Source organism: Cupriavidus sp. KB_39, from assembly GCF_052114485.1.
GTDB lineage: Bacteria > Pseudomonadota > Gammaproteobacteria > Burkholderiales > Burkholderiaceae > Cupriavidus.
On record NZ_JBFREV010000037.1, the window covers coordinates 21,193 to 35,674 of the forward strand.

Here is a 14,482-nt window from a genome sequence, read left to right on the forward strand (position 1 = left end):
CGCTCGCGGGAGAGGGGAGAACACCAATCTTGGACCAAACCGCCCCCGTCACTGCCATGACCAAGCGATCTCTCCCGCTGTTCCTGTTCGCCCTGCCCGCGCTGGTGGTCTTCCTGGCGTTCTTCTGCCTGCCGATGGCGCGCCTGATCGAGGTCAGCGTCACCGGCAAGCAGGGCGCGGGCGTCTACTGGACCGTGCTGACCAGCGCGCGCTACCTGCATAGCCTGCTGGTGACGGTGGCGCTCTCCGCCGCCGTCACGCTGGCCACGCTGGTGATTGCCGGCATCGCCGGCACCTTCCTCCAGCGCCACCCCGTACCCGGCAAACCCGTGCTGGTGGCCATCCTCACCTTTCCGCTGGCCTTTCCCGGCGTGGTGATCGGCTTCATGGTCATCATGCTCGGCGGGCGCAACGGCCTGCTGGCGATGGTCGGCGACGCGCTCGTCGGCGAGCGCTGGACCTTCGCCTACGGGCTGGCCGGGCTGTTCGTCGGCTACCTGTATTTCTCGATTCCGCGCGTGATCCTGACCGTGATGGCCGCCGTGGAGAAGCTCGACCCCTCGCTCGAGGAAGCCGCACGGTCGCTCGGCGCCAGCCCGTGGCGCGTGGTGCGGGACGTCATGCTGCCMGCGCTGATGCCGGCCATGCTGTCCAGCGGGGCGATCTGCTTCGCCACCAGCATGGGCGCCTTCGGCACCGCGTTCACGCTCGCCACGCAGCTCGACGTACTGCCGCTGACCATCTACAACGAGTTCACCAACTACGCCAACTTCGGCATGGCCGCTGCGCTCTCGCTGCTGCTCGGCGCGGTCACCTGGGCCCTGCTGGCTGTGGCGCGCTGGATCTCGGGCGACGCCGTCGCCGCCACCGCATGAGTACCGCGAAAAAAGCCATGAAGAAACCGCCGATGACCGCACCGCGCCGCCGCGCCGGCTACTGGCTGCAACTGGCGCTCACGCTGGCCGTCTGCCTGTTCATGACCGTGCCGGTGGTGCTGTCCGTGCTGGCCGGGCTGACCAACAACATCTTCGTGGGCCTCTCCAGCGGGCTCACCACGCGCTGGCTGCTGGAGGTCTGGGCGCTCTATCGCAACACCATCTTCCTCTCGCTCGGCATTGCGCTCGCCTGCCTCGCCTGCACGCTGGTGATTGGCGTGCCTGCCGCCTACTACATGGCGCTGCGCCGCAACCGCGTGACGCGGCTGATCGAGGAACTGCTGATGCTGCCCGTGGCCGTGCCGGGGCTGGCCACCGCGCTGGGGCTGATCCTGCTCTATGGCGGCTGGCAGGCGCTGCGCACGAGCTGGGTGTTCATCCTGATCGGCCACGTGCTGTTCACGCTGCCGTTCATGGTGCGGGCAGTGCTGGCCATCCTGTCCGCCATCGACATCCGCACACTGGAAGACGCCGCCGCCAGCCTGGGCGCCACGCGGCTGCAGCGCTTCTTCACCGTGGTGCTGCCGAACTGCCGGCAGGGCATCCTGGCCGGGGCGCTGATGGTGGTCACGCTGTCCGTGGGCGAGTTCAACCTGACCTGGATGCTGCACACGCCCACCACGCAAACCCTGCCGGTGGGGCTGGCAGACAGCTATGCGTCGATGCGGCTGGAGATCGGCTCCGCCTACACCATCGTCTTCTTYGTSATGATCATTCCGCTGCTGGTAGCGATGCAGGCGTTCAGCGCCATGGGCGCCCGMGCGCGSCGCCATGTATCAGAACCTGCCGAGCCGGCCACCGCCCCACTCCCCGCCGCCACGCCCGTAACYGCCTCCGCCGAGACCCGCCATGCATGAGCCCACCCCGATTCGCCTGCGCCAGTGCGCCAAGACCTTCGCGGATGGCACGCTGGCCCTGCAACCGCTTGACCTCGACATCGGGGCCGCCGAGACCGTGGTGCTGTTGGGGCCGTCCGGCTGCGGCAAGACCACCACGCTGCGCATCATCGCCGGGCTGGAGCAGCCSGACGCGGGTGGCGAGGTCTGGTTTGGCGAGACCCGCGTGACCGACCAGCCGATCGAGCAGCGCGGCGTGGGCATGGTGTTCCAGAACTACGCGCTGTTCCCCAACATGACCGTGGCCGAGAACATCGGCTATGGCCTGCGCGTGCGGCGCGTGGATGGTGCCACGCAGCGCCGGCGSGTCGGCGATATGTTATCGATGATGCACCTCGAGCCGTTCGCCGACCGYCGCGTGGACCAGCTCTCCGGCGGCCAGCGCCAGCGCGTGGCCCTGGCGCGCGCCATCGCCGTGCAGCCGCGCGTGCTGCTGCTCGATGAACCGCTGACMGCGCTGGACGCCAAGCTGCGCGACGCCCTGCGCGCGGACATCAACCAGCTGCTGCGCAGCCTCCATATCACCGCGGTCTACGTCACCCACGACCAGGCCGAGGCGATGGCGCTGGGCGACCGCATCATCGTCATGGACCGCGGCCGCATCGCCCAGTCCGGCACGCCGCAGGAGATCTACCGCGCGCCGGCCAACGCCTTCGTGGCGGACTTCATCGGCACCATGAACCACCTGCCCGCGCAGGCCGAAGCCGGCCTGTGGCGCGTGCCAGGCGGCAGCGTGCCGATGGGGCCGCCCAGCGACGCCCCCGCGACGCCAGCCGCGCGGCTGATGTTCCGGCCCGAGGACGTGGCGCTGGTGCACGCTGATAGCGCCGATCGCGCCCATGTGGAAGGCACCGTGGTCACCGCGCTGTTCCTCGGCAACCACACACGCCTGCTGGTGGACGTGGGCGCCGCCACGCCGCTGATTGTCGATACCGCGCGCCGCGACGGCTGGCCGGCTGGCGCRCGCGTCGGCCTGCGCATCGACACCGCCCACCTGATCACCCTTCCCGACGCTGCATGACCGCTCCTTCCCCCTATCTCGTCGCGCAACTGAGCGACCTCCATATCAAGGCCGGCGGCAAGCTGTCCTAYCGGCGGGTCGATACGGCCGGCGCGCTCCATCAGGCCATCGACACCCTGCTGGCGGCCCCGCAAATCCCCGATAYGGTCATCATTACCGGCGATCTGGTCGACTTCGGCAGCGAAGACGAATACCGCTTCCTGCGCGACATCCTGCAACGGCTGCCGATGCCGGTGCGGCTGCTGCCCGGCAACCACGACCACCGCACCACGCTGCGCAAGGTGTTCCCCGACCACGCCTACCTGTTCGACCACGGCGACGGCGAGGCGCCCATCCACTATGCGATGGCGGCGGGCCCGCTGCGGCTGGTCGGCTTCGACTGCACCGTCCCCGGCCAGCCCGGCGGCCGGGTGACACCCGAAGGACTGGCCTGGCTCGATGCCACGCTGGCCGCCSCGCCGGCCCAGCCGACGCTGCTGATGCTGCACCATCCGCCCTTTGTCACCGGCATCGGCCATATGGACCAGCAGGGGCTCGACAACGCCGCCGCGCTGGAGGCCCTGATCGCCCGGCACCCGCAGGTGGAGCGCGTGGTCTGCGGCCACCTGCACCGCCAGATCACGCGGCGCTTTGGCGGCACCATCGCTATCACCGCGCCGGGGCCGGCCCACCAGGTGGCGCTGGACCTCGATCCGCAGGCCGCCTCCCGCTTCCGCATGGAGCCGCCCGGCTACCTGCTGCACTGGTGGCACCCGGCCCACGGGCTGGTGACCCACCTCGCCGCCAGCGGGGACTACGGCCCGGCGCACCCGTTCTTCGACGCCAACGGGCGGCTGATCGACTGATCCGGCCCGGAAACCGCAAGACACACTAATAGATATAGGGAGATGAACAGGAGATGAGCGGAGCGCGGTTGTCACGCGCCCGCCACCTTGGGTACCATCGTCGGCTTACCCAACTTCCGGATCGCGGTTCCGCATAACGGAACACGACGACCTGCTTCGACATGGATCTCCTGCTGCTGAGCAATTCCACCTCCGACGACGGCTACCTCGTGCACGCGCACGCAGCCATCACGGAACTGGCCGATGGCCGTACCGACGCGCTGTTCGTCCCCTACGCCGGGGTCACGCGTGACTGGGACGCCTACACCGAACAGGTCCGCGAGGCGCTGGCGCCCATCGGCATCACCGTGCGCGGCCTGCACGCCGAGGCGGACCCGCTGGCGGCAGTCAACGCGGCCACGCTGATCGTGGTGGGCGGCGGCAATACCTTCCGSCTGCTCCAGGTACTGCGCCAGCAGGCGCTGCTGGCCCCGATGGCCGCCCGCGTGCGCGCCGGCGCCGCGCGCTATATCGGCTGGAGTGCCGGCTCCAACCTCGCCACGCCCAGCATCCGCACAACTAACGACATGCCCGTGGTAGACCCGGGCGGCCTCGACGCCCTCGGCCTGATCCCGTTCCAGCTCAACCCGCACTACTACAACCTCGTGATCCCCGGCTTCCGCGGCGAAACCCGCGACCAACGCCTGGCCGAGTTCACCACCCTCTCCCCCGACACCCCCGTCCTCGGCCTGCCCGAAGGCAACTGGGTTCGCGTGTCGGGTAATCGCCACACTTTGCATGGTCCGCACGCGGCGCGGTGGTTTTTGGGGGATCGGACTTGGGATGTGGCGGCGGGGCCATTGGCAGCGCCTTGACTTCATAAGCGGCGACCATTGGGCTGTAGAGATCTCTACAGCATTGAAGCAGGGCCTACGACCCATTAAGCTGGGCGCATGACTGCTCTTCAATTCGCTTCCCCCTGGGTGGTGCTGGTTGTCAGCCTGCCCACCTCGGCCGCCACCGCTCGCATGCGATTCTGGCGCGGCATCAAGGCGTTGGGCGCGGCGGCATTACGCGATGGCGTCTATGTCGTGCCCGACGTCGCAGGCTTGCGAGACCCGTTGCAAGCCCTGGCCACAGACGCGACCAGCGAGGATGGCAAGGTCTGGACGCTTTCCGTGCAGGCCACCGACACACAGCAAGATGCCGAGTACCGCGCGTTGTTCGATCGGACTCCCGAATACGCCSACTGGATGGCCGAACTCTCCCGCGCCCGTGCGACGTTGGCGGAAACGGACGAAGCAAGCCTCCTACGCATGGCTCGCCGGTACGGCCGTGGATTCGAAGCGATCCGCAAGATCGACTTCTTCCCGAATGAGGCCTCGGCCCGCGCCGAAGCACAGTGGCGCGATTTCAATGCGGCCATCGACATCATGCTGTCGCCGGGCGAACCRCAGGGCATGGCGGGCAGCATTCCGAGACGCGACCCAAGCCAATACCAAGGCCGACGCTGGGCAACGCGCCGGCACCTCTGGGTGGACCGCGTTGCCTGTGCCTGGCTGATCCGGCGCTTTATCGATCCCCACGCCAAYTTCCTCTGGCTGGAGGACGTTCGCCAATGCCCAAAGGAGGCGCTGGGGTTCGACTTCGATGGTGCGACATTCACCCATGTCGGCGACCGGGTCTCCTTCGAGGTGCTGCTCGCCAGCTTCGGGCTCGACGAGAACAAGGGACTGGCGCGCGTGGGCCAGATGGTTCACGTACTGGACATCGGCGGGACACCCGTTGCGGAGGCCAGTGGTTTTGAAGCGGTACTGGCAGGCGCACGCGAGCGCCTGCCCGATGACGATGCGCTACTGGAGGAGGTAGGGAATGTCCTCGACTCGCTCTATGCGCACTTTTCCAGCGCGCGCAAACGCTAGGTCGTTGCCTGCTSCCAGACTGCCGGACCGCTCTCCACGCAAGCCAAGATGAACTCACCCCAGCCGCCTGCTTCCGCCCCTTCCGGCCCTTCTGCGCACGAACGCCCCGGTTACACGCTGCGGCAACTGGTGATGTACTTCCTGCGGCTTGGCACCTTGGGCTTCGGGGGACCGGTGGCGCTTGCGGGCTATATGCACCGGGATCTGGTCGATGCGCGGCAGTGGATTACCGATGCCGACTACAAGGAAGGCCTTGCCCTCGCGCAACTGGCGCCGGGCCCGCTTGCCGCCCAACTCGCGATCTACCTCGGATACGTGCACTACCGCATCCTCGGGGCCACACTCGTCGGCGTCGCCTTCGTGCTGCCATCATTCCTGATGGTGCTGGCGCTCGGCTGGGCCTATGTACGCTTCGGCGGTCTCACCTGGATGCAGTCGGTGTTCTACGGCGTGGGCGCGGCGGTGATCGGCATCATCGCGATCAGCGCCTACAAGCTGACCAGGAAGAGCGTAGGCAAAGACAAGCTGCTGTGGTTCATCTATCTGGTGCTCGTGGCGGTCACGGTCATCACCGAATCGGAGGTCGCGTGGCTGTTCCTCGCGGCCGGGGTGCTGGTCTGGTTCTGGCGCGCACCGCCAAAGTGGCTGCGGCAAGGCAGGCTGAATGCGATCGCGGCAGCCCCATTACCGGCCGCAAGCGGCATGCTGAGTACCGTGGATTGGCCGCTGCTCTCGCAGATCGGTGTGTTCTTTGCCAAGGCCGGTGCATTCGTCTTCGGCTCCGGGCTTGCCATCGTGCCCTTCCTCTATGGCGGCGTGGTGACCGAACATCACTGGCTGAACGACAAGCAATTTGTCGACGCCGTGGCGGTCGCCATGATTACGCCCGGCCCGGTTGTCATCACCGTCGGCTTCATTGGCTACCTTGTTGCGGGCCTGCCTGGTGCCTGCGTGGCGGCCGCGGCGACGTTCCTGCCTTGCTACCTGTTCACCGTCCTGCCGGCGCCTTACTTCAAGAAGTACGGGAAGTTGCCGGCCATCCTGGCGTTCGTCGACGGCGTCACCGCGGCGGCCATCGGCGCCATCACCGGGGCGGTGATCGTCCTGGCCAAGCGCTCGATTGTCGATATCCCGACCGCGCTCCTGGCGCTCCTTACCGTCGCCTTGCTGATCAGGTTCAAGAAGCTGTCCGAACCCATGATCGTCGCGGCTGCGGCCTTGATTGGCCTGGTGGCCTATCCGTTGCTCCATCACTGACGTGTTGCGGCACAGCAAATGATTCGCGCATTGCTTTCCGACCTTGCCTTTCCACCCGGCACCGACGCAGGCGTGATGCCGCTGCTCGCCGGGCGGGCGTTGCGCGGTTTCTGCGATGGATTCGTGGCTGTACTGCTGCCCGCGTACCTGCTGGCCCTGGGCTTCGACCCACTCGCCGTGGGACTGATCAGCAGCGTCACGCTGATTGGCTCCGCGATGACGACCATTCTGGTCGGACTCGTCGGGAACCGCTTTCCGCAGCGCCGTCTGCTGATACTGGCGGCCGCCCTGATGGCCGGCACCGGGGCGGCCTTTGCGGGTCTGTCATCGCTCTGGCCGCTCTTGATCGTTGCCTTTATCGGCACGCTGAACCCGAGCTCGGGGGATGTCAGCGTGTTCCTGCCGCTCGAGCAGGCGCGGCTGGCCGAGGCCGCGACACCTGACGCGCGCACGGCATTGTTCGCGCGCTACGGACTTGCGGGTTCCCTCTCCGCGGCGTTCGGAGCGTTGGCCGCAGCGATACCTGGTTGGCTTGGCAGGCATACCGGCCTGTCCTTCCTGGACGGCATGCGCCTGATGTTCCTCGTCTACGCCTTGACGGGCATGGCGCTCTGGGTGCTCTACGCGAGGTTGCCCGAACCCCATCCGCAGTCGATGTCGACGGCCGCGCCGTTGGGGCCATCGCGCCAGATCGTCATCCGGCTCGCGATGCTGTTCAGTGTCGATGCGTTTGCGGGCGGCCTGGTCGTCAATGCCTTGCTGTCGCTTTGGCTGATGCAGCGTTTCGGGATGTCCCCGGGTGCGGCGGGCCAGTTCTTCTTCTGGGCCGGGCTGCTTACCACGGCTTCCCAGCTCGCCGCTGTGCCACTGGCCCGAAGGATCGGGCTACTGAACACCATGGTGTTCACGCATATCCCTTCCAGCGCGTTCCTGATTGCCGCCGCGTTCGCACCGTCGTTGAGCTTGACGTTACTGTTGCTGCTGGCGCGCAGCGCGCTGTCTCAAATGGATGTACCAACACGGACGGCATTCGTGATGGCGGTGGTCACCCCCGCCGAGCGGACGGCGGCAGCAAGCCTGACGGCGGTGCCGCGCAGCCTGGCTGCCGCGATCGGCCCAGTGCTGGCCGGTGGGCTCATGGCAATGGGGTGGGCTGGAGCGCCATTGCTGGCTTGTGGTGTGTTGAAAATCGGCTATGACCTTGCCATGCTGGTCGCCTTCCGGCGTGTTGGCACCCTGAATTGATGGGAACACGGCGTTGAATATCGCCATGAGCGCACCACGTCACGGCAGGGTGCCGGGCGGCAACACGCTCCATCCTGAAACGCTACTGGATGTCGTCCTCCCGTGACTCCGGAGGACGCCGTTTTGGTCGAATTCGAAAAGGACCATCACCGACCGAATCTCGCCGCCTGAGAACAGCGGGCCAATGAACGGCAGAAAGCTCTCGGGATGTGGCCTGGAGCTGGCAAACGAATAGATCAGGACCGTCGAGCCGCTACTTAGGGATGCCCGCCAGGTCGGATTTCCGAGCTGCCCGGTAACGTCGTCGAGCGTGGAGAAGCCGATCATGAAGTACGACAACTGTTCCTGCTTCACATCGACGCCAGTCGACACGCAGGCAGCCAACCCGAACGTCGCCAAAAGAATGTGAACACCCGTCATGGCGAACCGGGCTCGTCCATGGAAGACCAGTGTGAGGAAGGACATGGCGCTTCTGGCGACTGACCGTTGACGGCAACCACCGGCCAGATGGATTCCGTGAATCGTTCACAAACACGTGGCCGTCTCCTACATTTATAGGCGCCTGAAGAGCACAACCCCATGCCGTGGGGGCTCATGCCACGCGTCCCGGAGCACATCATGGATACAAAAAGCGAATTGCAAAGCACCATGGATGCGCTGGTTCAGGCCGGCAAAGGCCTCTTGGCCGCCGACGAGAGCGGGCCAACGATTGCCAAGCGGTTCGAGCACATCGGTGTCCCATCAAGCGAGGAGACGCGCCGCGCGTGGCGCAGCCTGCTCTTGTCCACACCGGGGCTCGGCGAGTTCATCAGTGGCGTGATCCTGTACGAGGAAACGCTGGGCCAGCGCGCCGACGATGGCACACCGTTACCGGAGATGGCGGCGCGCCAGGGCATCGTGCCCGGCRTCAAGGTGGACAAGGGCAAGCTGGCGCTCGCCCACGCRCCCGGGGACGAGATCACCGAGGGCCWCGATGGGCTGGCGAAACGGCTCGCGGGCTATCGCCAGCAGGGCGCGCGCTTCGCTAAGTGGCGCGCGGTGTACAACATCTCGGACACGCTCCCGGGCCGGCTCGCCATCACAGCGAACGCGGAAGCGCTGGCGCGCTATGCCGCGACCTGCCAGGAAGCGGGCGTGGTGCCGATCGTCGAGCCCGAGGTGCTGATGGACGGCGCGCACACCATGGCGCGTTGCGCCGAGGTGTCCGAGGCCGTGCTGCACGAAGTCTTCCACGCCTTGCACCGGCACAGGGTGGTGCTCGAGCACATGCTGCTGAAGCCGAGCATGGTGCTGCCCGGCAAGGCGTGCGGGCTTGCTGCAGCGGCCGASGTGGCCATGCATACCGTGCAGATACTCAGGCGCACGGTGCCGGCGGCGGTGCCGGGCGTTTTCTTCCTGTCCGGCGGCCAGACACCCTCYGAAGCCACCGCCAATCTCGATGCGATGAACCGACTCGCCCCGCTGCCCTGGCGGCTGTCGTTTTCGTACGGGCGCGCCTTGCAGGAACCGGCGCTGCTGGCGTGGAGAGGCGAGGCAGGCAACGCGGCGCTCGCACAACGGGCCCTKTTGCAACGCTCCCGCCTGAACGGCATGGCCTGCCTGGGCCAATACCAGGCGGCGCTCGAGGATGCCACAGGCTGAGCCTGCAACACGCTCAGTGCGCCACGTGGGACGTCGGCATCCGAGCGGCGTCTCGTTCGTTCAGAGGGATGGGCGAAGACCGTGGAATTGGCTCGCCCTTTCCAGCAGGCCGGCGAGATGAAGAATCGTCGACCCGGCCTGCCAACTGGATACCAATTGAACGTTGATCGGCATGCCGTCGTGGCTTGAACCGAACCGAATCGACAATCCCGGAAGGCCGGTCAGRTTCAGGGGCACGGTTGCTCCCTGCAGATAGGTAGCGTCCACGGTTTGGCCATTGATGAGGAATGTCGAGACGCCATGCTTGTGTGCCGGAATCGGTAACACGGGCGTACGGCGGGACCGCTGCCGGCGTAAGCCCGGCCCCGCACACCGTCGACAAGCAAAAAGCCCAAAAAAATACCCACTGCCGGGAGGGAGTGGGTATCCAAAGTGGTATGGACAAGTCGCGGAATTCGTCCACGTGGCGATCCTCGCACCCCGGCACGCGAGTGCCAATAATCTTTCCGGACTAGCCGGGCGTCTGCGCAACGCCCCGCATGGACAAGCTGGCCGGAATCGAGTCCAATCGTCTCCTCCCCCGCCCCCCGCCGTTCCATGCCCCGTGCCCGCCTCCTGCTGATCGATGACCACACCCTGTTTCGCACGGGGCTCAAGCTGTTGCTGGCGGACAGTCCGAGCGTGGATACGATCATCGAGGCCGGTTCGGTGATGGAGGCCGTGGCGCAGCATGGCGAGAAGCCGGTGGACATCGTCCTGCTCGACATCCAGATGCCGGGCCTGAACGGGATCGAGGGCGYAAAGGTACTTAAGCGTCACTTTCAGACGGCGAAATTCCTGATCGTCTCGGGCACCTCCGGGCTSGACGCCATATCAGCCGAGGCGCGCAAGGACATTGCCGGATTCCTCCCGAAGTCCGCCGATGCGCGCGAGATCGAGGAAGCGATTGCCTGCTGCCTGAGCGGCGGCACGCATTTCGCCACGGATGGCAACGGCGGCTGCCTTGATGGCCTGAATGGGCTGAATGGCGCCCCGCAGGCGGCGCACTATGCGCCGAGCCAGCTCACGCCGCGCCAGTTGGAGGTGCTGGGGCAGCTCAACCTGGGGCGGTCGAACAAGGTCATCGCCTATCACCTGGGGCTGTCCGAGAACACCGTGCGCGTGCACGTGGCGGCCATTCTCGGCCACCTTGGCGTGGTCAGCCGCGTGGAAGCCATCCTCGAGGCCCAGCGCCGCGGGCTGGTGCAGGCGCAACGCTGACTGCCCGCCGCCATCCGCATGACATCGACTCCATTCGGCCTGCTCCCGCGCTACGACGAGCCGCGCCTGCTGACGGCGCAGATGGAGTTGATCGACCAGAGTTTTGGCATCGCCATGCTCGGCTGCGCGCTGGCCGCGCTGATATTGGCCAGCGGGCTGACCATCACCGGCGGGCACCCGGGCGCGCTGCCCTGGGCGGCGGCAATGGCCATCGCCTGCGCGGCGGCCTATTTCGGCCGGCTGGCGGTACCGAACCGGCTCACCGAATCCGGCTCGGGCCGCTACGCGCGGGTCATGACCGTGATGCTGGTGCTGATCGGCAGCCTGTGGGGGCTGGTGGCCTGGCTCTATCTCGATATCCGCTCCCCGGCCGTGGTGATCTGCGTGCTGTCGCTGATCGCCGGCATGAGTGCAGCGGCGCTCGCGGTGTTCTCGGCCTGCCTGCCGGTGGCGGTGGGCTTCTTCATCCCGTCGATCGTGCCGGTCTGGATGGTCTTCCTGGCCACGGGCGATATCGCCTACCTGCCGATGTTCCTCGGCACGCCGCTCTATCTGGTCGTGCTGATGATTTTCGCGCGCAACTACGCGCGCGTGGCGCGGCATGCCATCGCCCTGCGCTTCGAAAACGTCGAACTCATTTCGCAGTTGCGCGACCAGACCGCGCGCGCCGGCCACGCCCAGCGCGGGGCCGAGGAAGCCAACCGGGCGAAGTCGGTGTTYCTGGCCTCCGCCAGCCACGACCTGCGCCAGCCTTTGCACGCGCTGGGGCTGTTCGTGGTCTCGCTGGGCCGCACGCGGCTCGATGACCACCAGCGCCAGYTGCTGGCCCATATCGAGGCTTCCTCCGGCGCGGCCCGCGAGATGCTGAACACGCTGCTCGATTTCTCGAAGCTCGAAGCGGGCGTGATCACGCCCCGGCCGCGCCCGTTCCGTCTGCAGCCGCTGCTGTACAAGCTCGAGAACGAGTTCGCGCCGCAAGCCAACGCGCGCGGGCTGGTCTACCGCACGCGCGACACCACCGCCACGCTGTTCGGCGACCCGACGCTGGTGGAACTGATCCTGCGCAACCTGATTGCGAACGCCATCCGCTACACGCGCACGGGYGGCGTGCTGGTGGCCTGCCGCACGCGCCGCTTCCATGTGTCGGTGGAGGTCTGGGACACCGGCATCGGCATTCCGGCCGCGCAGCACCAGGACATCTTCCGCGAGTTCCACCAGCTCGGGAATCCYGAGCGCGACCAGCGCAAGGGGCTGGGCCTCGGGCTGGCCATCGTYGAAGGACTGGCGCGCACGATGCAGACGCGCGTGACGCTGGCCTCCGCGCCAGAGCGTGGCTCGGTGTTCCGGCTACGGCTGCCGCTGGCCTGGACCGCGCCCGAGGAAGTCGCCCATCCGCGCGCCGCGATGCGGTTGGACGGGCTGCGCGTGCTGGTGATCGACGACGACCCGGCCATCCGCGAGGCCATGGCCGGGCTGCTGGCGGTCTGGCACTGCCAGTGCCGCACCGCCGAGAGCGAGGAAGAGGCGCTGGCCACGCTGGAGGCCTTCACCCCGGACCTGATCCTGGCCGATTACCGCCTGCGCGGCCATCGCACCGGGCAGGAAGCCATGGCGGCCATCCGCGAGCGCGTGGGCCGTGCGCTGCCGGCCATCATCATCACCGGCGACACCGCCGCTGACCGCCTGCGGCATGCCCATGCCGGCGGCACCGCCCTGCTCCACAAACCCGTGGTGCCGGGCGAACTCCACGCGGCCATCAGCACCCTGCTGCGCGAGTCCCACTGGGTGGAAATCGACCAGGGTGAATGCTCGCGGGCGGAACAATAAGCCCCACCCCYATTCATGCATTAAAAGCATGAATGAATCAGTCCTATTAATTGGACTTAGATCAGCACGCCCACCACACTGCAAGGCAGAAGCGGGCGCGGCACCGCAGCTCGTCCGGCCAATGCGCACGTCATCCCCAACAATGACCCAGCAGCGAGGAGCCTTCCATGCCTTTATCCCCATCCGGCGACCTGCCGTCCCATGATCTGCTGATCGACGGCCAGCGCGCGCCGCCCGGAAGTGGCGAATACTCCACTGACATCAATCCGGCCAACGAAACGCCCATCGCCCGCGTGGCGCAGGGCAATGCCGCCGACGTGGACCGCGCCGTGCAGGCCGCGCGCGCCGCGCTGAAGGTCTGGAACCGCATGCGCGCCGCCGAGCGCGGGCGCATTCTCTACCGCTTCGCCGACCTGCTGGAAGCCCACGCCGAGGAACTGGTGCAGCTGGAAAGCCAGGACTGCGGCAAGCCGCTGGCCGGCGTGCGGCGCCAGGACGTGCCGGCCGCCATCGACACCGTGCGCTACTACGCCGGCTGGTGCGACAAGATCAACGGCCAGGTGATTCCCGCCCGCAACGACGCGCTGACCTACACCGTGCGCGAGCCGGTGGGCGTGGTGGCCGCCATCGTGCCGTGGAATTTCCCGCTGATGATCGGCATGTGGAAGATTGCCCCGGCGCTGGCATGCGGCTGCACGCTGGTGGTGAAGCCGGCCGAAATCACCCCGCTCTCCGCGCTGCGCGTGGCCGAGCTGGCGCTGGAGGCTGGCGTGCCGCCGGGCGTGTTCAATATCGTCACGGGCAAGGGCAGCGTGGTCGGCAACGCGCTGGTGGCGCACCCGGGCGTCGACAAGGTGACCTTCACGGGCTCGCCGGGCGTGGGGCGCGGCATCATGCAGGGCGCGGCGGCCAACTTCAAGCGCGTGACGCTGGAGCTGGGCGGCAAGTCCGCCAATGTGATTTTTGCCGATGCCGACCTGGACGCCGCCACGCGCGCGGCGGCCTCCGGCATCTTCTTCAACGCGGGCCAGGTCTGCTCGGCGGGCTCGCGCATCCTGGCGCAGCGGCAGGTCTACGACGAAGTGGTCGAGCGGATGGCCGCGCGCGCCCGCGCGATCCGCGTGGGCGACCCGGCCGAGCCCGGCACGACCATGGGCCCGGTGGTCTCGGCGGCGCAGATGAAGACCGTGCTGGACTACGTGGAGATCGGCAAGAAGGAAGGCGCGAGCGCGGTCACCGGCGGCGCGCGCATCGGCGAGCGCGGCTTCTACGTGGCGCCCACCGTGTTCGCCAACGTCGAGCACGAGATGCGCATCTCGCAGGAGGAAATCTTCGGCCCGGTGGCCAGCGTGATCCCGTTCGACGATGAGGCGGACGCGGTGCGCATCGCCAACGGCACCGCCTTCAGCCTCGCGGCCGGGGTGTGGAGCGCGGACATCGCGCGCGTGCACAAGGTGGCCGGCGAGCTGCGCGCGGGCACCGTGTGGATCAACACCTATGGCTATACGGACGTGAGGCTGCCGTGGGGCGGGTCGGGCGACTCGGGCCTGGGGCGCGAGCACGGCGATGCCGCCATCGAGAACTTCACGGAACCAAAGGCGATCTGGCTGTCGCTACGCTAGCGTCAGCCAGAACGGAGGAGGATGGGATGCGG

General features: G+C 67.3%; 13 protein-coding genes. 12 read left to right on the forward strand and 1 reads right to left on the reverse strand.

The window, feature by feature from the left end:
- The first annotated feature begins 56 nt into the window (after positions 1-56).
- The 8 genes from AB4Z27_RS23040 (at position 57) to AB4Z27_RS23075 (ending at position 8,100) form a co-directional block, all read left to right on the forward strand.
- On the forward strand, positions 57-875 hold the full coding sequence (locus tag AB4Z27_RS23040; protein WP_092295123.1) for an ABC transporter permease: 819 nt from the start codon (positions 57-59) through the stop codon (positions 873-875).
- Positions 876-907: 32 nt separating this feature from the next.
- Positions 908-1,792, forward strand: a complete 885-nt coding sequence (locus AB4Z27_RS23045; protein ID WP_092295121.1) for an ABC transporter permease — start codon at positions 908-910, stop codon at positions 1,790-1,792.
- The gene (locus AB4Z27_RS23050; protein ID WP_092295051.1) at positions 1,785-2,852 is read left to right on the forward strand and encodes an ABC transporter ATP-binding protein; all 1,068 of its coding nucleotides are present in this window, start codon (positions 1,785-1,787) and stop codon (positions 2,850-2,852) included. Before AB4Z27_RS23045 ends, AB4Z27_RS23050 begins: the two co-directional genes overlap by 8 nt.
- The gene (locus tag AB4Z27_RS23055) at positions 2,849-3,697 is read left to right on the forward strand and encodes a phosphodiesterase (protein WP_441645340.1); all 849 of its coding nucleotides are present in this window, start codon (positions 2,849-2,851) and stop codon (positions 3,695-3,697) included. The genes AB4Z27_RS23050 and AB4Z27_RS23055 overlap by 4 nt, the downstream gene beginning before the upstream one ends.
- Positions 3,698-3,858: 161 nt before the next feature.
- On the forward strand, positions 3,859-4,551 hold the full coding sequence (gene pepE / locus AB4Z27_RS23060; protein ID WP_441592696.1) for a dipeptidase PepE: 693 nt from the start codon (positions 3,859-3,861) through the stop codon (positions 4,549-4,551).
- 78 nt (positions 4,552-4,629) lie between these two features.
- Complete coding sequence (locus tag AB4Z27_RS23065) at positions 4,630-5,598, forward strand: chromate resistance protein ChrB domain-containing protein (RefSeq protein ID WP_441645341.1); 969 nt, start codon at positions 4,630-4,632, stop codon at positions 5,596-5,598.
- A 48-nt stretch (positions 5,599-5,646) separates the two neighbouring features.
- Positions 5,647-6,855: a chromate transporter gene (locus AB4Z27_RS23070; protein WP_092295044.1), complete on the forward strand. Its 1,209-nt coding sequence runs from the start codon at positions 5,647-5,649 to the stop codon at positions 6,853-6,855.
- 18 nt (positions 6,856-6,873) lie between these two features.
- Entirely contained in the window at positions 6,874-8,100 is a 1,227-nt protein-coding gene (locus tag AB4Z27_RS23075) for an MFS transporter (protein ID WP_092295042.1), read from the forward strand.
- Positions 8,101-8,139: 39 nt separating this feature from the next.
- Here AB4Z27_RS23075 and AB4Z27_RS23080 read toward each other — a convergent pair whose 3' ends face one another.
- Entirely contained in the window at positions 8,140-8,520 is a 381-nt protein-coding gene (locus AB4Z27_RS23080) for a hypothetical protein (protein WP_092295119.1), read from the reverse strand.
- A gap of 198 nt (positions 8,521-8,718) precedes the next feature.
- On the opposite strand from AB4Z27_RS23080, the gene AB4Z27_RS23085 reads away from it, so the two are divergent.
- The 4 genes from AB4Z27_RS23085 to AB4Z27_RS23100 all read left to right on the forward strand — a co-directional run bounded on the left by AB4Z27_RS23085 (position 8,719) and on the right by AB4Z27_RS23100 (position 14,450).
- Positions 8,719-9,741 carry a class I fructose-bisphosphate aldolase gene (locus AB4Z27_RS23085; protein ID WP_441645342.1) on the forward strand — a complete coding sequence of 341 codons (1,023 nt, stop codon included), beginning with the start codon at positions 8,719-8,721 and terminating at the stop codon, positions 9,739-9,741.
- A gap of 597 nt (positions 9,742-10,338) precedes the next feature.
- Complete coding sequence (locus AB4Z27_RS23090; RefSeq protein ID WP_441645343.1) at positions 10,339-11,001, forward strand: response regulator transcription factor; 663 nt, start codon at positions 10,339-10,341, stop codon at positions 10,999-11,001.
- An 18-nt stretch (positions 11,002-11,019) separates the two neighbouring features.
- Positions 11,020-12,828 (forward strand): ATP-binding response regulator, encoded by a 1,809-nt coding sequence (locus AB4Z27_RS23095; protein ID WP_441592700.1) that lies wholly within the window; start codon positions 11,020-11,022, stop codon positions 12,826-12,828.
- 167 nt (positions 12,829-12,995) lie between these two features.
- Positions 12,996-14,450 carry an aldehyde dehydrogenase family protein gene (locus AB4Z27_RS23100; RefSeq protein ID WP_441645344.1) on the forward strand — a complete coding sequence of 485 codons (1,455 nt, stop codon included), beginning with the start codon at positions 12,996-12,998 and terminating at the stop codon, positions 14,448-14,450.
- Positions 14,451-14,482: the final 32 nt, after the last annotated feature.

What these genes read in the sequence shown, in the direction of transcription:
- AB4Z27_RS23070 (WP_092295044.1), top strand. Translation starts at nt 5,647, where the DNA reads ATGAACTCACCCCAGCCGCCTGCTTCCGCCCCTTCCGGCCCTTCTGCG.
- AB4Z27_RS23075 (WP_092295042.1), top strand. Translation starts at nt 6,874, where the DNA reads ATGATTCGCGCATTGCTTTCCGACCTTGCCTTTCCACCCGGCACCGAC.
- AB4Z27_RS23080 (WP_092295119.1), bottom strand. Translation starts at nt 8,520, where the DNA reads ATGACGGGTGTTCACATTCTTTTGGCGACGTTCGGGTTGGCTGCCTGC.
- AB4Z27_RS23100 (WP_441645344.1), top strand. Translation starts at nt 12,996, where the DNA reads ATGCCTTTATCCCCATCCGGCGACCTGCCGTCCCATGATCTGCTGATC.